The sequence below is a fragment of the Acinetobacter sp. 1542444 genome (assembly GCF_000581835.1).
GTDB lineage: Bacteria > Pseudomonadota > Gammaproteobacteria > Pseudomonadales > Moraxellaceae > Acinetobacter > Acinetobacter pittii.
Genome location: NZ_JEYA01000008.1, coordinates 62,061 through 83,130 on the forward strand (window position 1 = coordinate 62,061; position 21,070 = coordinate 83,130).

Below are 21,070 nucleotides of genomic sequence, written 5' to 3' on the forward strand. Positions count from 1 at the left end.
TTGAGTACTTAGAAGTTTAAAAAGCCCGATTTGATATCGGGCTTTTTTATTATTTATAGATATGTTCCGCTGAGCTCTTGCCCATGGGGAATCAAATCAACATTCCACTGTGCTACAGCTTGTTTGAGCATCAGTCTAGGTTGATCTAAATCAACGTTGGGTTGTCCCAAGGCCAGTATCGCTTTTTGAAGTAATTCAGGCGCTTTTGATAAATCGAGTGCTTGAGCTAGATTTTGTTTAGAGAGCTTTTGCCCTTGATCATTCATGGCAAGGGGAAGGTGCATATAGCTTAGTTGAGGATAACCTAGAAGCTGGCTTAACCAGATCTGACGTTCAGTGTTATCTAATAAGTCTGCACCTCGAACGACATGGGTAATACCTTGTAAATAATCATCCACGACGACCGCAAGTTGATAGTTAATAATCCCATCACGGCGCTTAAGAACAAAATCTCCAAGATCGTGTTGTAGATTGGAGCAATGATGTCCTTGTAATCGGTCATCAAAACAGATCTGCTGATCTTGAACTTTTACCCGAATCGCTTGACCTTGAAAATCAAGATTGAGATCGCGACAAGTACCTGCATAGATTGCATTTGAACCAAGCATTTTGCGGGTACATTGACATGCATAGATAAGACCTTCTTCTTTGAGTTGGTCTAATATGCTTTCATAAATGTCTAAACGATTTTTTTGAAAGATGATCTCTGCATCGGGTTCGAACTGGAAGGCTTTAAGTGATGTGAGGATATGCTCTTCACTGCCGGGATAAATACGAGGGATATCTGTATCTTCGACACGAACGAGCCATTTGCCTTGATGGGCTTTTGCATCGCAATAGCTGGCAACAGCAGTAACGAGTGATCCAAAATGCAAAGGGCCGGTTGGCGATGGCGCAAACCGACCTGAGTATGAGCAGCGATTAAGCGGAACATTGTTCCGCCGCTGCGCAAGAGAAAAGCTATGCTTTTCTGGCAGGCGTTTTAACTGCTGCGCAAGAGCCGAGTTGTGCTCGGCTGGAGAATTATCAACAGTCACAATTAACCGTTATTTTGCTTCTCTTTGATTTCTGCCAAAGTTTTGCAATCAATACATAACGTTGCAGTTGGACGTGCTTCTAAACGACGTAAGCCGATTTCAATACCACAAGTTTCACAGAAACCGTAGTCTTCATTCTTAATAGCTTCCATAGATTGTTCGATTTTACGAATTAACTTACGTTCACGGTCACGTGTACGTAATTCAATTGCAAATTCTTCTTCTTGGGTAGCACGGTCGTTTACATCTGGCAGTGCAGTTGATTCGTCTTGCATCGTATTTAAAGTACGATCAACTTCAGACATTAATTCAGCTTTCCATGCTTGCAGAATTTGTCGGAAATGCTCGAGCTGTCCTTCAGACATGTACTCTTCATTTTTCTTAGGTTGATAAGGTGCAATACCAAATAAACTTGCAGTTGTGCCTATGTCAGAAGTTTTAGGTTTCACTTTACGTGCACGTTTTGCAGAAGCTTTGTCACCTTCCACTACAACTTCTGTATGTTCATCCAAAACTTGGTTGTGGTTGTCATTCGCCATAATAGGGCATTCCTCATCATACACGTATTATCTATACGCAAAAAATATGGTGATATGCAAGTGTTTTTATAGAAAACCATCGATGGGATTTTCCCATCGGGTCGTCATCATATAGATTTTTCCTGCAAGATGATAGTCATTCCGACCCGTAAATATTTTCAAAACGTGTTTACCCCAGTCATAATTATATATAAGCATATAAGAAATAGGGCTAATAGCCTGAAATGTCAGTGTTTATATAGCCTTGAAAATTTTCAAGACGGAAGACTTCGGTTTCAAAACTACCATCGTTTTTTAGACGAATGTAACGATAGCCGGGAGCATTCTGATCGAGGGCAAAATCATTGCTAAAGGGTTTAAACTGCACACTTGTTGAGGGTGTAGAGAAAAATTCGATCCCTTGCCAAGTGTTTATTGAGTCCTGATGAACATGCCCGCAGACTAAAGCTTTTACATTTTTAAATGGAGCCAAGGTAGTAAGCAAGGCATTAGAATTTTGTAACTTGTGATGATCAATCCATTTTGACTTCATGGCAAAAGGATGGTGATGACAAGCCAGCAAAATCGGGTTATCTGCATACTCTTCAAGTAAATTCGTTAAGTTCTCTAGCTGTTCTGCTGATAGATGCCCATCAATATGACCTTTAACCGCACTATTTAATAAAATAACCCGCCAGTTTCCTAAGCAAATAACTACAGGTTCCTGATGATTCTCTTTATGCAATGGGAAATGGTCAACATTGTCATGATTACCTAAGGTCTGAAAAAAGGGCAGACCAAGCGTTTGCATATATTGAATATAACGGTTGTAGGTAATAGGCGTTGGTGCCTGAGCTAGGTCCCCAGTATGGATAATTGCATCAATTTCAGGATGTTTATTTCGTATTTGCTGAATAATGGCATGAAAGCTTTCTTCAGGATTCATACCCACAAATTCTAAGTGCGGATACTCCAATAGGTGGGTATCGGTAATTTGTATAATGACATGGTCTTTTTGTGAAAGTGTTGAGACTTGAAAAGTCACCGTCCTACCTCTTCGGGTTTATTATCGTTTTGCTGTGTTGGGCCAGCCATTGTAATGCCATAATGACAGGAGCATTTCTTAAACGTCCGCTGTCGAGTAGAGTCTGGATTTCACTATAATTAAATAAGTGTAATTGAATATTTTCCCCCTCATCATCTACGCCAAATACACCCCCTTCAGCGGGTAATTCAGTTTCGGCAACATAGAGATGAAATAACTCTGAGCAAGCACCAGCTGACGGGTAAAAGCTAAATAGATGCTCTAGATCTTGAACTTCGCAACCTGATTCTTCAAGGCTCTCTCTTCGAAGACAACTTTCTGGCGATTCATCACCATCTAACACGCCTGCAATTATTTCCAGCTGCCATGGGGATTGAGAGTCATCTAAAGCCCCAACACGGAACTGTTCAATCAGTGCAAACTGTTGTTTTTGATCATTGTAGAGTAGTACGCCAGCTGCTTCAGGCCGATGAACGAGTTCACGCTGCAATACATGAGTATATTCAGATTGATTAAATAGACGATGTCGAAGGCTGACTTTTTCAACTTGAATAAAACCACGGAATAGAGATTCACGTGATGTTACTTCGACATCTTTAGATGTATAACTTGGACGTTCAACAATACTCATGATTCGGTCAGGACGAAATCTATTTATTTCATCCTAACCGAGAATCATGGCTAGGCAAGTGTTTTTTTTGAATATTTACACTTTATGATACAGTTTTTGACCTTGCTCCTGATAAACCTCTTTCATCGCTTTGAGGCCTTCTTCAACCTCTGAATTGTTATTGGTGAGGTTGTTGGCATAGTCGCGTACATTCTGAGTGATTTTCATTGAACAGAATTTTGGACCACACATTGAGCAGAAGTGTGCAGATTTATGAGCCTCTTTTGGTAAGGTTTCATCGTGCATACTACGTGCTGTATCAGGGTCCAAACTTAAGTTGAACTGATCATCCCAACGGAACTCAAAACGTGCTTTTGATAAGGCATTATCACGTACCTGTGCACCCGGATGTCCTTTCGCAAGATCGGCGGCATGTGCTGCAAGCTTGTAGGTAATAATCCCGTCTTTAACATCTTTTTTGTTTGGTAGACCCAAATGCTCTTTCGGTGTGACATAGCAAAGCATTGCTGTGCCGTACCAACCAATCATGGCTGCACCAATTGCAGAGGTAATGTGGTCATAACCTGGAGCAATATCGGTCGTTAAAGGCCCAAGTGTATAGAATGGTGCTTCTTTACACACTTCTAGCTGAAGGTCCATGTTTTCTTTGATCATGTGCATTGGCACGTGACCAGGGCCTTCAATCATGACTTGAACATCATGTTCCCATGCACGGTGAGTCAGTTCGCCTAATGTTTTAAGTTCGCTGAACTGTGCTTCGTCATTTGCATCTTGAATACAGCCCGGACGTAAGCCATCACCTAAGCTAAATGAAACGTCATAAGCTTTCATGATTTCACAGATTTCATCGAAATGTGTGTACAAAAAGTTTTCTTCATGATGTGCTAGACACCACTGCGCCATGATTGAACCACCACGAGACACAATACCTGTTAAACGGTTTGCTGTAAGTGGTACATAGCGAAGTAATACACCTGCGTGAATGGTGAAGTAGTCAACGCCTTGTTCGGCTTGTTCAATTAGTGTGTCTTTAAAGATTTCCCATGTTAGGTCTTCTGCAACACCATCAACTTTTTCAAGTGCTTGATAAATCGGTACTGTGCCGATTGGAACAGGTGAGTTACGAATAATCCATTCACGTGTTTCATGAATGTTTTTACCTGTCGACAAGTCCATAATGGTGTCGGCACCCCAACGGGTTGCCCAAGTCATTTTTGCAACTTCTTCATCAATTGAAGAACCAAGCGCTGAGTTACCAATGTTGGCATTAATTTTAACCAAGAAATTACGGCCAATAATCATTGGCTCAAGTTCTGGATGGTTAATGTTGGCAGGAATGATCGCACGACCTTCAGCAACTTCTTGACGAACAAATTCAGGTGTAATTTCTTTTAAGTTCTTTGCACCGAAATTTTGTCCAGCATGTTGACGCATATCAACACCTTCACGCTGGCGCTGATTCTCACGAATTGCAATATATTCCATTTCAGGTGTGATAATACCTTGCTTGGCATAGTGCATTTGAGTGACATTTTTGCCAGCTTTAGCGCGGCGTGGGTTTTGAATATGAGCAAAACGAATGTCAGCGGTGCGAATGTCTTTTAAACGTTCCTGACCAAATTTTGAGGTCAAGCCAGAAAGTACGTCAGTATCGTTACGTTCTTCAATCCAGTTTTGGCGAACTGAAGGTAAACCTTTGTCTAAATCAATTTGAACATTTGGGTCGGTATAAACACCTGAAGTGTCATATACCATAACAGGAGGGTTATGTTCACCGCCAAGACCGGTAGGGGTGTCGGTTAAAGAAATTTCTCGCATTGGAACCTGAATGTCAGGGCGAGAGCCTTCAATATAAACTTTTTTAGAAGCGGGTAAGATGCGAGTTAAATCTTTTGCATCTTGTTCATGTTGTGCTGAAATTTCAGCAGAAGAAAGATTCGTTAACTGGTTCATCACATGATCCTTATGAATAACATCAACGAATCAAGCACGACCAAAAACGATGGCGGATTTATCTTTAACTAGATAAATTTAAGGCTTAAGTTTTCAGATGGCTTGATTCCTACGCAGGTCTTAACCTGATCAGGTTCAACGGTACTTGTGATCAAACTTGTGTTGCGATAACACGGAATTTACACAATCTCAGCGAGCTATTACTCGCGCTCCGTCAAGCGATTTAAAGACTAACATGTTTTAGGTTGGCTGGCATTGTCAATTTGTATCTATACAAACCGCATCCATATGGCAGTCACGATAGACTTCCGTGTTCCATGGCGAATCAAATTTTAAGAGCTGCTCAAGTTGTTCATGAGTCATCTGATAATTTGATTTTTTATCACCATTTTTATCAGTTAAATCTATTTTAAATTGCTTATTACGCTCATCGATAGGCGTAGCAATAAACTTAAGAAACAGTTGAGCAGGTTTGGCTAAACTCGACTCATTTTGTGTAGAGAGAAACCGAATTTGCTGAAGCGCATCTTTATCAAACCATGTGTTCGGCGCATATTCATCTGACACTGGCGTGTTGTCTAAGCCAAAGAAAATAAAATAACGATATTCATTAAATAGTAATTTGGCATCATTAATAAAGTGACTCTTTGGATACTTTTGAATAAACTTTTCCCAAAATAATGCGCGTTCAGTGAGCGCTTTCCATGAAATAGCCAACGCACCATCATTATAAAAAATATTTTGATTGTCTTTCGCCATACGCGTTAAGAACTCTTTTTGGTCCGCGGGTAAGGACTTAGAAAAAACGTCAACTAAATAGCTTGGCTGGCGTCGATAGGTAAACATGCCTTCACCTTGATAGAGAAGTTCAATATAGGCTTGCCCTTCATGTTGAAGTAAATATTGATCACGCGGGCTAAGTTGGTCAAAGAGTTTTTTCTGAGTTTGGATGACCTTTTTAAGGTCTTGTTTCTGTTCTAAAACGGCATAGCCAAATGCTTCAAAAGCTCTCCCTGTTTTTTCAGTGTAGTCTTGTTTTAGAAAACGTTGATACATGGCAGTTGATGCATCAATCAGCTTAAGCTGCTCATGATTTTTTAAAGAGGGAACACAGGTTTTAAGCTTTTCATTAATTTGATTTAAGTCTTCTATTTTGCTGTTTTGATTAATCGTGTGCATAGCTACCATAATTTGTAAGCAGCTACTGTCTTGTTTTTGAGTGGCCTTTTGCTCAGTTGGTTTTTGCTCTTTAGATACAGCCTGATCTTGCTCTGATGTTTTATTACATCCAGCTAAAAGTAGTGCACCGCACATACTCATTATTAGAACTTTTTTCATCATTGTACTTTTATAGAAATTAATATTGCTCAAATTATAACGCTTAAAAAGATTGCATCATTGTTAGAAATCTTTATTATTAGGTAGGTCGGTCTACTTAAGTAAAAGCTATGAATGATAAAACAGCAAGACAGAAAATTCTCGATGCAGCGGCAACTTTGTTTTATAACGATGGCATTACTGCAACTGGAATTAACTCAGTTACGGCTAAAGCAGATGTTGCGAAGATGTCGCTTTATAATAATTTTTCTTCAAAAGGTGAGCTTGTCGATGCCTACATTGCTGCACGCCATCAAGAGTGGCTTGATCTCTACCAAAAGCGTTTAGAAAAAATAAAAACAGCTAAAGAAGCCATCTTGGCCGTATTTGATGCCTATCAAGACCATGCGGAATTTGCCTACGAAAAAGGCTTTCGAGGTTGTGGTTTATTGAATGCTGCGGCTGAGTTTCCGGCCAATAGTACAGGGCGTAGTTCTGTAAGGCAGCATAAAGAAGAAGTGGAGGCTATTGTTGCTGAGCATTTAAAAAAATTAATCACAGAGTCACAGCGCGTTAACTATGTAGCCACCCAGCTTTCTTTTCTTTTAGAGGGTTCTATGGCACGAGCAGGCTTAGAAGGAAACAGTCGTCAACTTCTATTAGCAAAACAAATGGCAGAAGATATTTTAAATAGAGAATGCCCACATGATTAGCCTCATTAAAAATAGTAGTTATGGAGGCACAATTGCGATTTTGGTTGCTTCTGTTTTGTGGGGAACAACAGGTACGGCGGCAGCATTTGCACCGACTCTTGGCCCACTTGCTATTGGCGCTGTAGCGATGGGTGGTGGAGGTCTTTTACAAGCTTTGGTTGCATCACGAGCGATACGTGAAAACCGACAATTTATAAGAGAAAATCTTTCAATACTGCTTTTAGGCATAGCGGCGGTGGGTATTTATCCCTTGGCTTTTTATTCTTCAATGTATTATGCAGGCATTACGATTGGCACCGTGGTTTCAATTGGTACTGCTCCACTAATCGCAGCAATTTTAGAGCGATTCTTTGATCGCAAAGCTTTATCGGCTATCTGGTTTCTAAGTTTTGTGTGCGGTGTGCTTGGTGTAAGTATGTTGTCGGTGGGGGAAAGTCATGCGGTTCAAGAGAGTACAAATCAATGGAATAAATTTTTCGGTATTTTTCTTGGGCTGGTCGCTGCTACAACTTATTCGCTTTATTCATGGGCCGCGAAAAGATTAATAGATCGGGGTGTTGCTGCTAAAGCTGCAATGGGCATGATTATGGGCGGTGGAGCGGTTATTTTGCTTCCTACTTTGTTGATTACAGGTGGAGGGTTACTACAAAGCTCAACCAATCTACTTGTGGCTGGCTATATGATGCTAATTCCTATGTTTTTGGGTTATTTGCTTTTTGGATTTGGTCTAAAAACAGTAAATGCCAGCAAAGCGACCACCCTAACTTTATTTGAACCTTTAGTGGCTGCGATTTTTGCGATTGTTTTGGTTGGCGAGCATGTTTCATGGGTGGGTTGGATTGGCATGTTTTTGATTTTTATTTGTATTTTAATCTTGTCAAAAACTAAGAGCGCTTAAAAAACTAAAACTTTTAATGGCTTGAGTTTGATTTGAATTTTTCTTAGTCTTAAAGGCAAGTTTTATCGTTGATTTGAACAATGAAAATAAAATTAATGGTCGCTGTTGGCCTTTGGAGTTTTGCATCTTCGAGTTTTGCTCTAGATTTAGTTGAAGCTTATGAGCGCGCAAAACAAAATGACCCGACGTGGCAAGCCAATCAACAACAATATGAAGCAGATCAACTGAACTTAGGCTTAGCAACAGGGGCATTATTACCCACTGTCACATTGTCTGGAAATATTACCCGTAATCGGCAAACTGTAAAACGTTCAAATTTTCCGGGTGTTGATCAAGAAGGGCTTTCTGATGCTTTGGTGAGTAATACCTCAACGACTCGGCAAGCGACCTTAACAGCACGTCAGCCATTATTTCGAATGGATGCTTGGGAAGGTTATAAGCAAGTTAAAACTTCGGTTGCCTTAAGTGAAATTACCTTAAGACTGCAAAAACAAGATCATGTTTTAAATGTGGCAGAAGCCTATTTTAATGTGTTGCGTCAGCAGGCATTGAGTGTTGCATACTTACAAGAAGAAAAGGCTTTGCTTGAACAGCTCAATATGATGAATGCCAAACTCAAAGAAGGGTTGGTGGCACGTAGTGATGTAAGTGAAGCAAATGCCCAATATCAAAATGCCAGAGCCAATCGTATTTCAACCAATGTTCAATTACTTTTAGCCCAAGAGCAGCTTTCTGAATATATTGGTTCTTATCAAGATAAACTCGCTGTACTGCGAAGTGATTTTAGTTTTCAAAAGCCTTATCCAGCAGAACTTAATGACTGGCTTTCTTTGGCGCAGCAAAAAAACTTAAAGATCCAGCAAGCCCGTTTACAGCAAAAATATAGTGAAGATCAGCGCCGTGTCGAAAAGGCAGCGCTTTATCCTCAAATAGATGCCGTAGCAAGTTATGGCTATACCAAACAAACACCAGAGACACTCATTTCGACTGACGGAAAATTTGATCAGGTCGGGGTAGAAATGAACTGGAATCTATTTAATGGTGGACGGACCCGAACATCAATTAAAAAAGCCACTGTAGAAGTCAGTAAAGCGCAGGCACAACTTGATGCAGCCATTCGCCGTGCCAATGTCGATGTGAAAAGTGCGTTTATGCAGGTAGACACAGATCAAGCCAAACTTGAAGCAAGAAAGGCTGCAATGGATTCATCTTCTTTAGTTTCTCAAGCTTCAAAAGCGAGTTATAACGAAGGCTTGAAAAGTATGGTTGATGTTTTATTGGCGCAGCGTAATGCTTTTTCTGCAAAACAGGATTATCTTAATGCTCAGTATGACTATTTATTGAATGTGCTTCGTTTAAAAGCTGCGGTAGGCCAGTTAGGTGAAAAAGATCTGGTTGAGCTTAATAGCTGGTTAACTTATCAGTAATTAAATGCTTTTATCTGAAATTTAATTTTGTCATAAAAACTTAATGATTGCTGTGTTTTAATGCTCAATCATTTTATTCCCGCGCCATCATGTTGGAGGCTTCCCTTGAGTCCGAGTAATCCGGTGTTAAGCCATCATATTTCTTCTCAATTTAATGAAGATTTGCAAGATGTAAACACAAAGTTTATGACCATGGGTGGCTTGGTCGAACAGCAGGTTGCAAATGCAATCCATTCTTTACTTGATACCGACGCAAATTTAGCGATTGATGTTCAATTTAAAGATAATACAGTCAATCAATATGAACGTGATATTGATGAAGGCTTAACGTTGATTTTGGCGCGTCGTCATCCGGCAGCGATTGACTTGCGTATGGTTATTGCCATGAGCAAAGCCAATACTGACCTTGAGCGTATTGGTGATGAAGCTGCAAAAATTGCCCGTATTGCACAAAATCTGTGTGAAGAGGGCGGGTCACCGCGTGGCTACATGGAAACACGTCATATTGGTAACCAAGTTCGTGTCATGATTCATGATGCACTTGACGCTTTTGCACGTTTAGATGCAGATCAAGCTTTACGTGTACTTTTAGCTGATGCTGACATCGACCGTGAATATCAATCAGCAACACGTACATTAATGACCTATATGATTGAAGACCCGCGCCATATTGCTCGTGTGATTAATGTCATGTGGGTTTTACGTTCATTAGAGCGTATTGGCGATCATGCACGTAACATTGCTGAGCAAGTGATTTATATGGCGAAAGGCTTTGATGCTCGTCATACCAAAATTGAAGAAATTGAAGCCAAAGTCCACGAAAAGTAATCTTGAGCTGAAATATTTAAAGGCCTTGTTTAAAACAAGGCTTTTTTGTTTTTTAAAAAATAATAGATAAAAAAATGTCCCGAACTTTGGGGGGAAGTTCAGGACAGAAAATCAAGTGCATAAACACGACAGGGATCGTGTTCTTCTTGCTATAGAGTGATATTAAGTTCTTCGCTTTTTGATGTCATGTAGAGTCCTGTGCGCTCTATGTAAGGCTTTTTATGTTTGTGTAAGTTTCACGTAAAAAAAGGCAGATCTATGTATATAGACCCGCCTTTTTAATGATGAGTAAGCTAAAAAAAACCGATTATTCTGGTTTCCAGCCTTCAGCTTTTTCTACGCTTTCATCATTATTGAAGAATTTCTCACGTTGTTCTTCCAGAAACTTTTTAGCTTCTGGTTCAAACACGTTTAAACGCTTTTCATTAATGAGCGTAGTTTGATGCTGTAACCATTCTTGCCATGCTTGTTTAGAAACATTTTCAAAAAAATCTTGGCCTTTAGCACCTGGGAAAGGAGCGAAGTCTAAACCTTCCATTTCCTTTTGATATTTACGGCAAAATACTTGGCGACTCATGTTTTATCCTTAAGCGTATAACTGTTCTAAACGTGTATGGGCACGCGCAATTGCAGCTTCAACCTGTTTTGGAGAAGTTCCACCAATATGATCACGAGCATTTACAGAAGCTTCTAGAGTTAAGGCTTTGTCAAACACATCTGCTGTAATTAAGTCAGAGAATTGCTGTAATTGCTCAAGTGTGAGTTCAGATAAGTCTTTTTCTTCCGCAACACCTAATGCAACAGCTTTACCTACAATTTCATGCGCATCACGGAACGCAACGCCTTTTTTCACTAAGTAGTCAGCAAGGTCAGTTGCAGTTGAGAATCCACGAAGAGCAGCTTCACGCATGATTTCAATATTTGGAACCAATGCAGGAATCATGTCTGCAAATGCCATGAGTGAACCACGAACCGTATCGATTGCATCAAATAAAGGTTCTTTGTCTTCTTGGTTATCTTTGTTGTATGCCAATGGTTGACCTTTCATGAGCGTAAGTAAGCTAATTAAGTCACCAAATACACGGCCAGATTTACCACGAATAAGTTCTGGAACATCTGGGTTTTTCTTCTGTGGCATGATTGAAGAACCAGTACAGAAGCGATCAGGAATATTCACAAATTTGAACTGTGCAGAAGTCCAAAGAATCAGTTCTTCTGACATACGTGATAAATGCATCATGATGAGTGCAGCCGCCGCATTAAATTCGATGGCAAAGTCACGATCAGATACAGCATCAAGCGAGTTTTCAGATACAGCTTCAAACCCTAGAAGTTCTGCTGTGTATGCGCGGTCAATTGGATAAGTTGTACCAGCAAGAGCGGCAGAACCAAGTGGCATACGATTAACACGTTTACGGCAGTCTTGAAGTCGTTCAGTGTCACGTACTAACATTTCAAACCATGCTAACAAGTGATGACCAAAAGTCACAGGCTGAGCAGTTTGTAGGTGGGTAAAGCCTGGCATAATTGTATTTACATTTTTGGCAGCCAAGCCTAACAAGCCTTTTTGTAAACGTTCTAATAATTTTAAAATATCATCAATTTCGTCGCGCAGGTAAAGACGAATATCAGTTGCAACCTGATCGTTACGGCTACGGCCTGTGTGTAATTTTTTACCTGTAATGCCAATACGTTGAGTCAAACGTGATTCAATGTTCATGTGAACATCTTCAAGATCGATGCGCCACTCAAAGTTTCCAGCCTCAATTTCTGAGCGAATGGTGCTTAAACCTTCAATAATGTCATCGCGTTCTGCTTCTGTGAGTACGCCAACTTTCGCAAGCATGGTAGCATGCGCAATCGAACCAGCGATGTCTTGCTTATAAAAACGTTGGTCAAACTGAACAGAGGCGGTAAATTCGGCTACAAAAGCGTCCGTCGCTTCAGAAAAACGACCACCCCACATACCTGAGGTTTGGTCTGGGGTTACTGAATTAGGGGGATTTGAAGATGTGGTCATGGTGGCTCAGTAAAATAAAAAAGAGTATATCACTTGCCGAAGCTCAACAAACAAAGTTGTTTCCTACAGCATACCGAAATCAAAATTCCTCCTATTTTTTTACGAAAAGCGGGCGTTGGCAACACTTATTCGAATTAATTATCGCAAGTAATGTTTTGGCACTGGTTTTGGCATTGGCTGAAGCACAGTCTTGGCAAGCCTTAAGGGGAGGAAGGCTTTTTCAATACATCGTTTTTATTAACTGGGTAATATTGTCCTTTTTTGCATTGGTTGAACGCTTTCAAGGTTTTTTTAGCAGCTTGCGTCAAGAATTTGCTTTGGCTATTGGTTTTGTCATGCTGCAAAGTATTGTTGTTTTGACCACTTTAATGAGTAATTTTTTTCAGTTTGGTCTTTTAAATAAACATGCTTCTTTAACGCAGGGCTGGAGTGTTTATTTTACCAATGTACCTTTATATCTAAGCTATGGAATATTACTCGGGGCTTTCTGCTTACGTTATTTATATGTCAGGGAACAATGGTTGCATCAGCAATATGCCGAGTTAAATGCCCGTATTCAGGCCATGCAAGCACGAATTCATCCTCACTTCTTATTTAATAGTCTAAATAATGTGGTGAGTTTAATTGCGATAGATCCAGATAAAGCAGAAAGCATGCTCATTAGTTTGTCGCGGTTATTTCGCGCGAGTTTCCAAGAATTAAAATTGGTGAGTCTGCATGAAGAAATCGAGCTGAGTAAACAATATTTAATGATTGAACAGGTCCGTTTGGGAGAACGTTTAAAAGTAGATTGGAAGATTGAGCTTTCATCTGTGCAATTAAAACAGATCACTATTCCTTTATTGACATTACAACCGTTGTTAGAGAATAGTATTTTTCATGGGGTAGAACCAATGATAGGTAAAGCAACCATAGGGGTATTGGTTGAAATATTGCAAAATCAGGTCAGTATAGTCATTACCAACCCATATACAGACGATACAATAAATTCACGGAAAGGGCATGGAATCGCTCTTGAAAATGTTAAGCAGCGCTTGAAAGCGTATTATGGGAACACCGTTAGGTTTCAGGTTTATAAAGGTGAAGCTTTATATACCACTATTATGAGCTATCAATATCAAACAAAATAATAAGTCAGTCAGAGTTAACCATAAAAAAATGGACCAAGTTAACGGTGACAAGGAGGATGAATGAAGGTGCTAATTTGTGATGATGAACCACTTGCAGTGGAGCGTTTATCACGTTTAGTTTCAAAGATGGGACATGAGGTTGTATCAACGGCTCATCATGGACAGGAGGCCTTGGAACAGGCACGGCTTCATCAACCGGATGTAATCTTGCTTGATATTCAAATGCCAGGTATGAATGGGCTTGTCTGTGCGGAACAGTTAAGTCAGCTCAATCCTCGACCTGCAATTGTATTTTGTACCGCCTACGATCAGCATGCATTGGAAGCTTTTAAAGCTCAGGCTCAAGCATATCTTCTTAAACCGATTGATCCGGTTGAACTTGAGCAAGCTTTAAACCAGCTAACCCAACTTACTCAAGCACAGCTCAATGCATTACCGAATTCTGAGCTTTTACAAGATTTAAAAACACAGCGTCATCAAATTGCTGCAAAAACCTATCGTGGTGTTGAGCTAATTCCTGTTGAAAATATCTATTACTTTTTAGCAGATCAGAAATATGTCACTGTGAGACATAAAAATGGCAGTGTATTAATAGATGAAACATTAAAAGAGCTTGAAACCGAATTCGCAGATCAGTTTATTCGTATTCATCGAAATGCGTTGGTTGCAGTCGCATATTTAGATGGGTTGGAGCTGATCAGTTCAGGGCAATATCAGGTTAGATTACGCGGTCTTGATGAAAGACTTTCAGTGAGCCGTCGACATTTGTCTACGCTTAGAGAGCGAATTCATCAGCTCTAAATTTAAAAGAGTTATCTTGGACTTGCGAGATTTTACTTGCAATTTTAAGGGATCAAGTTAAGTTTAGGGTGTATTGTTTGACCAGCCCATGCTTGAATTTATGAAAACCTTGAAAATTGCTACACGACAAAGCCCACTTGCTCTTTGGCAGGCAGAACATATTCGTGCCCGTTTAGAGGAGCTTCACCCTGATTTAACGGTGGAATTGGTTAAGTTTGTCACGCAGGGCGATAAAATTTTAGATACGCCTTTAGCAAAAATTGGGGGCAAAGGGCTGTTTGTTAAAGAGTTGGAAGCAGCACTTTTAGATGGGCGTGCGGACTTAGCTGTACATTCAATGAAAGATGTCCCAATGGCTTTGCCTGAAGGTTTAACTTTAGCAGTAATTTGTGAGCGTGAAGATCCGTTAGATGCTTTTGTTTCAAATCAGTTTGAAAAATTCGCTGATTTACCACAAGGTGCAAAAGTCGGTACATCAAGCTTGCGTCGAAAATCTCAGATTTTAAAACAACGTCCTGATTTGCAAATTATTGACTTGCGTGGAAATGTTGGCACACGTTTGGCAAAGCTAGATGAAGGTCAATACGATGCGATTATTCTGGCCAGTGCCGGTTTGAAGCGTTTAGGTTTGTCAGAACGTATCCGTCATTGTTTAACACCAGATGTTAGTTTGCCTGCTGTGGGACAAGGTGCATTGGGTTTAGAGTGCCGTGCAGCTGACCAAGATGTATTGACTTTAATTCAGCCACTTCTACACCCAGAGACAGATGTATGTGTACGTGCTGAACGTGCATTTAATGCCTATCTTGAAGGTGGTTGTCAGGTCCCAATTGCAGGTTATGCAACACTACAAAATGGAAAAATCCATATTGAAGGGCGTGTCGGAAGCCCTGATGGACAAACATTATTGCGTGCTGAACTGACAGATGAAGCCAGCAATGCTCATCAATTGGGCGAAAACCTTGCTCGAAACTTACTTGATCAAGGTGCGGGCGAGCTATTAAAGGCCCTCTACTAAACCATGTTGTTTATTAATACTCGACCTGATTCGCGTGCAGCTGAATTAACAGAAGCTTTGCAAAATGAAGGTTATCAGGTTGAGTCTTTACCTCTTTTAGAGCTCGTTGCTAAGCCCTTTTCCGAACACTTACTCCAGCTTTACCAACAATTAATTAGGGCGCAAGCTATTGTGGTCGTCAGCCCAACCGCTGTTAAAGTGGGTATGGAGTATTTAGTAAAAAGCGGTTTAAAAATTAGCGACTTAAAACATATTCAGTGGATTGCGGTAGGGCAAGCAACAGCCAATTGTCTAAACGAATATGGAATAGAAGCACATATCCCAGATGTTGAAACTTCTGAGGGGATGTTGAACCTACCTATTCTGCACAATATGCAACAGACGGGTAGTGTGGCTTTTTGGCGGGGAGAAGGTGGACGCCAATTTATGATGGAGACCTTGCAACAACAAGGAATTCAGATTTTAAATTTTGTTCTATATCATCGGCAGTGCCCAGAAGCTTCATATTCTACATTCAAACATCTGACACAGAATTCAAATTATAATTTAAATAAATGGCTCGTCTTAATCACCAGTGAAGCGAGCTGGAAATATTGGTTAGAGCTTTGTTCAAAAAATAATGTACAACCTGATGGTGTATATCTGGTTTTAGGACCTCGTCTTTTTCAAATTGTTAAAGAGTATCGCGATCAGCAACAGGCTCATTTTCACATTATTCAACTTGAAAATTTATCGCCTTCGGGGATGATTCATCACATTCAGGCATTATAAGGATTCGTATGAGAAAACTTGTTTCTATCATCATTTTACTGGGCGTAGCTTGGTTGGCTAAGCTCAGTTACGATATGTGGCAAATTTCTCGTACTGTTCCCGAGCTTAAACAAAGTCTGCTGCAATCAGAACAGCACTATGCCAATTTAAATGATCAATTGGTTGCTTTACAGCGACAGTTGCAGAATCAACCCGTAAGTACAGGGAATAAAACGAGTTCAGTAGCTCAACCAGATGCTCCACCGACAGGTATTGCACCTACAGTTTTAATTAAACAAAAGTTAGATTTAATTCAATTTGCGATTGATCAGCAGCAGTTGATTTATGCAGTTGATCAATTAAATCAGTTACAGCAATCGCTTGTACACTATGAAATTGCTCCTGCATTGCAGCATAGCTTGAATCAATCGCTCGAGCAGGATAAGCAGGCAGTTCAACAGTTTACTTTGGCTCAAAATCAACGCCATCAATTAATCGATGATTTATTACAGAACATTGATAAGAATATTCAACAAGCCTTAAGCCAGCCTAAACTTGAAATGGATCAATCCGAGACTGTGTCTTGGTGGAAAAAGTGGTTCCGTATAGAAAAGGTAGAAACGCCGTCTATTAATTTAATGAGTCGAAGCGTTGTGCTTAAAGAAGTGCAATTAAGATTGTTAATTGCCGAACAGGCACTCAATCAAGGAAAAATGACTGAGTATCAAAATGAGTTGCAATCTGTGATGCAAAAGTTAGATGAAATGCCTGATGCAACCAGTCAGCAGTTAAAAAAACGTATTGCTAAAGTGGCACATTTATCTGTGGTGCCAGTTCCTAAACTCTCTACACTTGGGCTAATCGGCTCATAAGGAGGATATATGAAACACCTCCTGTGGGTTTATTTCGTCATCAGCTTAATACTTTTCGCAGCCTTAGCTTTATTGAGTTATGGCTATGGAATGGGGTATGTCTATATTTACTGGCGACAATTGCAGCTGCAAACAAATGTCTGGGGATTAACTCTTACTTTTGTAGTGATGAGTTTTATTGCTCAACTCTTATGGCTGTGGATTAAACGTTATTCATCTCGTGAACAAAGAAAAAGTGAAAACATCTTCCAATTTAAAAACCTTCATCCTTATGAACAATTAGGTATCGTTTGGTTGTTAGAAGCGGCCGAAGATCAACGTGTATTTATTGAACGTGTTTTTACTCAATCAGGGCTTTTAAAAAATATTATTGATGCCAAGTTTCTGGTTTTAAGTGGGGACTATCCAAAAGCATTGGCTGCTCTCGATCAATCACCACCGATGGCATTTGAATTGGCAGAGTTACAACGAATTGAAATCTTTTTAGCCGAAAATGAAGCCGATCGTGCATTAACTCATCTCGAGTTTTTATACCAACATCAGTTATCACCGTGGTTACAAGAAATAGAAACTGCTTACCAGCAAAGATTAACGGCTTTATGGGGGCAATTAGCGCTGCAACATCCATGGGTATATTTACGTTCTATGAAATACGGTTTGCTAGATGCAGAACACCGTGATTTATGGTTACAGCAGCTTCTTCAGCAATTTGACCAAGCGTCTATCGATGACTTACATGCCTTGCAGCAACGTTATTTGGATTTAGAGTCTGAAATACAAACTCGACCTTATAGCAGTAAGTTGTTATGGCTAAAACTATTAGCACGTATGCCAGATATGAGCATGCAGCATGCGGCCTTAACACTACATTTGTTAAAAGAGCAGTTTGACCCAGAAGTGTTTTATCTATGGTTTCAGCAGCAGTTGCTTAAACAAATTCCAGACTATGCCGATGTTGAAGAAAAAATTATTCAATTTGAAAATCAATATATGAATTTGCCAGTTTTAACCTTTGCAAAATGGCATATCTATATAGCAACTGGACGTCAAACAGAAGCTGAAACATTATTATCATTATATCCAGATAATATTTTAATGAGCTATTTACGTATTAAGTCTACGCTTAAAGAAGATGACGTGTTAATCAAACAGTTAAATCTAATCTTTGAAAATGATGCAAATTTTTTAAAGTTTAAAATATGAGGTAAAAATGAAAGAACTGTCTGTCTACCCAGTAATATATGAACAGAAAGTAGCGTGGGGAGATATGGATGCTTTTGGTCATGTCAATAATGTACAGTATTATCGATATATTGAAAGCTCACGTATTTTATATATGGAAGCAATCAATATATTAACCCCACATTTATATACCGTTGTTGCTTCAAGTCAGTGTAAATATTTAAAGCCTGTTTTTTATCCTGACGTATTGAAAGTTGGTGTTCGCGTGGAAGAGCTCCGTAATAGCGCATTCCGTATGGCTTATATATTGTGGAGTGAAACCCAACAACAAATAGTCGCTACTGGTGAAGCTGTTATGGTATGCGTAGATAAATTAACAGAACGAAAATGTGAAATACCACAGGAAATAAAACAAAAAATTATTGAGCTAGAAAAATCAGTTGGGCATGACTTAATACATTTATCTTAAATAAATATTAATAAAATATATTTCATTTATAATTGGTAATGTAATTAAAAGGTAATTTTTTTGATTATTCTGATGAACACGGCTTTCAAACTATTGCTTATTGAATAGATTATAAATAATATTGGTCTTGATTTTATGTTTTTAAATTTTGTCTGTATTATTTTGAATTGTCTGTAAGACTGGAGTATTTATTAATGAAACCGGATATCAGTGAATTATCTGTTGAAGAGTTAAAACGCTTACAAGAAGAAGCAGAAGCTTTAATTGCAAGTAAAAAAGATCAAGCAATCGAAGATGCTTATAATCAAATTATCGAGATTGCTGAAAATGTAGGTTTCAGTGTTGAACAACTTCTTGAGTTTGGTGCTCAAAAACGTAAGAAAACAACTCGTAAATCTGTTGAGCCTCGTTACCGCAACAAAAACAATGGTGAAGAGACTTGGACTGGTCGCGGTAAACAACCACGCTGGTTAGTTGCTGAAATTGAAAAAGGCGCAAAACTTGAAGATTTCTTAATCTAATCAAATTTCCGTTTTTAAAAGCCAAGCAAATTTGCTTGGCTTTTTTATTGATAAAAATATCTCAAAATTTTGCTATAAATATTATTTAAAAAATTGAGTGTTTAAATTGCTCTTTAAATGAATTGTTGAGATCAAATGTGCATTTACTTCATTGAGCGCCAAGTTTTCATGATTTTGTCATACGTTCAACTTATAGTCTCAATACCGAAGCCAAGCCCGATTGCTTGGTTTTTTTATATGAAGTGAATTGGCGATGTTGAAAAAGTATGCATAATGTCAGACTAGGGAGCTACTCTCAAAATAAGGACGATAATTTGCATGTTGGTAAGGCTGAATGAAGAAAAAGTCTAAGCAATGGAAGTGGTGGTTTTTTGCCCTCATTGCATTTTTAATTTTTATTATTTTACAGATCCCGGCGACTTGGCTTATTTCTAAATTTTCAAAGAATAATCAAACTCTACACAATGTAAGTGGAAATATCTGGCAAGGCCAAGCAGATTGGCGGCGTGGTACTTTGAGAGGTTCGATTCATTGGAAAACTAGACCTCTTGACCTGTTTTTATTAAGGTTCGCTGCTGATGTAGATATCCATAGTGGTAATACCCAATTAGCTGGGGTAATGGGCTATGGTGTGGGGAAAAAAGTAATTGTAAAGGCTATGAATGGTCAAATTGCGCCTGAAACATTAAAACAAATTGTGAATTGGCAATGGCCTACGAACAGCATTCAACTGAAAGATATTGAGTTTAATTATAAGAAAGAGCAGGGTTTCGCCGCAGTTGATGGTCAATTACATTGGGGTGGCGGTGCTTTAATTTATAATATTGGTGATCGTCAAGACCGTATGAATATGCCTTCTTTAAATGGCCAATTAACGGATCAAAATGGTCAATTACAAGTTGATATACGTGATCAACGCAGTCAAAAAATGGCGAATCTCTTATTAGATGCCAACATGATGCTTGATGTGCAGCTCACCCAAAGATTATTACTTAATATTCCATCTTATGATGGAAAAGCTGGTTTGGATACGTTTGTCATTAGTTCTCGTCAACCCTTAATACAAGGGGGTAACTAATGAAAGTATGGATTGAGAAATTACAGCAATTACAGTGGCAAAAATTAGATCGGTTAAGTGTAGTTGTATTTGCCTTTTTAATTTTATGGTTGTGTTGGAAATTAGCTTCATTATTTTGGTGGGTAATTGCCCCTCCTCAAATGATGCAGTTTGATCGAGTCGAGTTAGGATCACAGCAGCCGCAAATTCCTAACATTAGTACTTTTTCGCTTTTTAATGAACCTTCAGCCAATGCAGCTCAGGAAAATGTCAACCTAGAATTACAAGGCGTAATGGTGGGCTATCCGAACCGTTTTTCTTCGGCTGTTATTAAGCTAGATAATATTGCTGACCGATATCGTGTAGGAGAAACAATAGGTTCTACCTCTTATCAGTTAGCAGAAGTTTATTGGGATCACGTGATATTGCGTCAAGGTAATGGAAGTACTCGTGAACTCCAATTTAAAGGTTTGCCAAACGGTTTATATCAACCTATGACGCCAGATGCTCCACAGCCAAATGCTACGGCGCCTCAGTCATCGGCACCTGTTAATACGACTCAAGAGGCGTTAGGACAGGCTATTCAGCAAATGCAAGGCAACCGTGAACAATATCTGCGTGATATGGGCGTTAGTGGGAACTCTGGTGAAGGTTTTGAAGTTACAGAACGTACACCCACTGCGCTTCGAAATAAGTTAGGTTTAAGGCCGGGTGATCGGATTGTTTCTTTAAACGGTCAAACGGTTGGGCAGGGACAAACGGATGTGCAGTTACTTGAACAGGCTCGCCGAGCTGGGCAAGTGAAAATAGAAATAAAACGTGGTGATCAAGTGATGACCATACAACAAAATTTTTAGTGATAACACGTCACCATAAGAGTTAG

22 protein-coding genes and 1 riboswitch are annotated in these 21,070 nt (G+C 39.4%); of the genes, 14 read left to right on the forward strand and 8 right to left on the reverse strand.

Features of this window, described 5'->3' with window-relative positions; all coding sequences use genetic code 11:
- Positions 1-53: 53 nt before the first annotated feature.
- The 6 genes from gluQRS to J580_RS21650 all read right to left on the reverse strand — a co-directional run bounded on the left by gluQRS (position 54) and on the right by J580_RS21650 (position 6,525).
- Positions 54-1,037, reverse strand: a complete 984-nt coding sequence (gene gluQRS / locus J580_RS21625; RefSeq protein WP_032005842.1) for a tRNA glutamyl-Q(34) synthetase GluQRS — start codon at positions 1,035-1,037, stop codon at positions 54-56.
- 2 nt (positions 1,038-1,039) lie between these two features.
- A complete protein-coding gene (gene dksA, locus J580_RS21630) occupies positions 1,040-1,576 on the reverse strand; it encodes an RNA polymerase-binding protein DksA (RefSeq protein ID WP_002121205.1) in 537 nt (178 codons plus the stop codon).
- Positions 1,577-1,787: 211 nt separating this feature from the next.
- Positions 1,788-2,600 carry a 3',5'-cyclic-AMP phosphodiesterase gene (gene cpdA / locus J580_RS21635; RefSeq protein ID WP_032005844.1) on the reverse strand — a complete coding sequence of 271 codons (813 nt, stop codon included), beginning with the start codon at positions 2,598-2,600 and terminating at the stop codon, positions 1,788-1,790.
- Between the two features lie 4 nt (positions 2,601-2,604).
- Positions 2,605-3,231: an NUDIX domain-containing protein gene (locus tag J580_RS21640; RefSeq protein ID WP_032005846.1), complete on the reverse strand. Its 627-nt coding sequence runs from the start codon at positions 3,229-3,231 to the stop codon at positions 2,605-2,607.
- Between the two features lie 75 nt (positions 3,232-3,306).
- Positions 3,307-5,184, reverse strand: coding sequence for a phosphomethylpyrimidine synthase ThiC (thiC, locus tag J580_RS21645; protein ID WP_032005848.1), 1,878 nt, complete (start codon positions 5,182-5,184; stop codon positions 3,307-3,309).
- 89 nt (positions 5,185-5,273) lie between these two features.
- A riboswitch (TPP riboswitch) is annotated at positions 5,274-5,408 on the reverse strand.
- A 34-nt stretch (positions 5,409-5,442) separates the two neighbouring features.
- Positions 5,443-6,525 (reverse strand): hypothetical protein, encoded by a 1,083-nt coding sequence (locus J580_RS21650; RefSeq protein ID WP_032005849.1) that lies wholly within the window; start codon positions 6,523-6,525, stop codon positions 5,443-5,445.
- Positions 6,526-6,632: 107 nt separating this feature from the next.
- On the opposite strand from J580_RS21650, the gene J580_RS21655 reads away from it, so the two are divergent.
- The 4 genes from J580_RS21655 to phoU all read left to right on the forward strand — a co-directional run bounded on the left by J580_RS21655 (position 6,633) and on the right by phoU (position 10,367).
- Positions 6,633-7,214: a TetR/AcrR family transcriptional regulator gene (locus J580_RS21655; RefSeq protein ID WP_032005850.1), complete on the forward strand. Its 582-nt coding sequence runs from the start codon at positions 6,633-6,635 to the stop codon at positions 7,212-7,214.
- Positions 7,207-8,112 (forward strand): DMT family transporter, encoded by a 906-nt coding sequence (locus J580_RS21660; RefSeq protein ID WP_032005852.1) that lies wholly within the window; start codon positions 7,207-7,209, stop codon positions 8,110-8,112. Before J580_RS21655 ends, J580_RS21660 begins: the two co-directional genes overlap by 8 nt.
- A 95-nt stretch (positions 8,113-8,207) precedes the next feature.
- A complete protein-coding gene (locus J580_RS21665; RefSeq protein ID WP_081403756.1) occupies positions 8,208-9,539 on the forward strand; it encodes a TolC family outer membrane protein in 1,332 nt (443 codons plus the stop codon).
- A gap of 105 nt (positions 9,540-9,644) precedes the next feature.
- On the forward strand, positions 9,645-10,367 hold the full coding sequence (gene phoU, locus J580_RS21670) for a phosphate signaling complex protein PhoU (protein ID WP_032005854.1): 723 nt from the start codon (positions 9,645-9,647) through the stop codon (positions 10,365-10,367).
- A gap of 307 nt (positions 10,368-10,674) precedes the next feature.
- On the opposite strand, the gene J580_RS21675 is transcribed toward phoU, so the two are convergent.
- Positions 10,675-10,944, reverse strand: coding sequence for an oxidative damage protection protein (locus J580_RS21675; RefSeq protein WP_000089995.1), 270 nt, complete (start codon positions 10,942-10,944; stop codon positions 10,675-10,677).
- A gap of 9 nt (positions 10,945-10,953) precedes the next feature.
- Positions 10,954-12,387, reverse strand: coding sequence for an argininosuccinate lyase (gene argH / locus J580_RS21680; RefSeq protein ID WP_002121138.1), 1,434 nt, complete (start codon positions 12,385-12,387; stop codon positions 10,954-10,956).
- Between argH and J580_RS21685 the strand changes: the two genes are divergently transcribed.
- The 10 genes from J580_RS21685 to J580_RS21730 all read left to right on the forward strand — a co-directional run bounded on the left by J580_RS21685 (position 12,378) and on the right by J580_RS21730 (position 21,044).
- The gene (locus J580_RS21685) at positions 12,378-13,517 is read left to right on the forward strand and encodes a sensor histidine kinase (protein WP_032005855.1); all 1,140 of its coding nucleotides are present in this window, start codon (positions 12,378-12,380) and stop codon (positions 13,515-13,517) included. The two genes, argH and J580_RS21685, sit on opposite strands and share 10 nt — an antisense overlap.
- 60 nt (positions 13,518-13,577) lie before the next feature.
- The gene (locus J580_RS21690) at positions 13,578-14,318 is read left to right on the forward strand and encodes a LytR/AlgR family response regulator transcription factor (protein ID WP_017385879.1); all 741 of its coding nucleotides are present in this window, start codon (positions 13,578-13,580) and stop codon (positions 14,316-14,318) included.
- Between the two features lie 100 nt (positions 14,319-14,418).
- Positions 14,419-15,336, forward strand: a complete 918-nt coding sequence (hemC, locus tag J580_RS21695; protein ID WP_032005856.1) for a hydroxymethylbilane synthase — start codon at positions 14,419-14,421, stop codon at positions 15,334-15,336.
- A gap of 3 nt (positions 15,337-15,339) precedes the next feature.
- On the forward strand, positions 15,340-16,107 hold the full coding sequence (locus tag J580_RS21700) for a uroporphyrinogen-III synthase (RefSeq protein ID WP_017481925.1): 768 nt from the start codon (positions 15,340-15,342) through the stop codon (positions 16,105-16,107).
- An 8-nt stretch (positions 16,108-16,115) separates the two neighbouring features.
- Positions 16,116-16,958 carry a hypothetical protein gene (locus J580_RS21705; RefSeq protein ID WP_032005857.1) on the forward strand — a complete coding sequence of 281 codons (843 nt, stop codon included), beginning with the start codon at positions 16,116-16,118 and terminating at the stop codon, positions 16,956-16,958.
- Between the two features lie 9 nt (positions 16,959-16,967).
- Complete coding sequence (locus J580_RS21710) at positions 16,968-18,161, forward strand: hypothetical protein (protein WP_032005858.1); 1,194 nt, start codon at positions 16,968-16,970, stop codon at positions 18,159-18,161.
- Between the two features lie 7 nt (positions 18,162-18,168).
- Positions 18,169-18,609, forward strand: a complete 441-nt coding sequence (locus tag J580_RS21715; RefSeq protein ID WP_002121251.1) for an acyl-CoA thioesterase — start codon at positions 18,169-18,171, stop codon at positions 18,607-18,609.
- A 194-nt stretch (positions 18,610-18,803) separates the two neighbouring features.
- On the forward strand, positions 18,804-19,130 hold the full coding sequence (locus J580_RS21720) for an H-NS family nucleoid-associated regulatory protein (RefSeq protein WP_032005860.1): 327 nt from the start codon (positions 18,804-18,806) through the stop codon (positions 19,128-19,130).
- A gap of 334 nt (positions 19,131-19,464) precedes the next feature.
- Positions 19,465-20,208, forward strand: a complete 744-nt coding sequence (gene gspN, locus J580_RS21725) for a type II secretion system protein N (RefSeq protein ID WP_032005861.1) — start codon at positions 19,465-19,467, stop codon at positions 20,206-20,208.
- The gene (locus J580_RS21730; protein WP_032005864.1) at positions 20,208-21,044 is read left to right on the forward strand and encodes a type II secretion system protein N; all 837 of its coding nucleotides are present in this window, start codon (positions 20,208-20,210) and stop codon (positions 21,042-21,044) included. The genes gspN and J580_RS21730 overlap by 1 nt, the downstream gene beginning before the upstream one ends.
- Positions 21,045-21,070 lie beyond the last annotated feature (26 nt).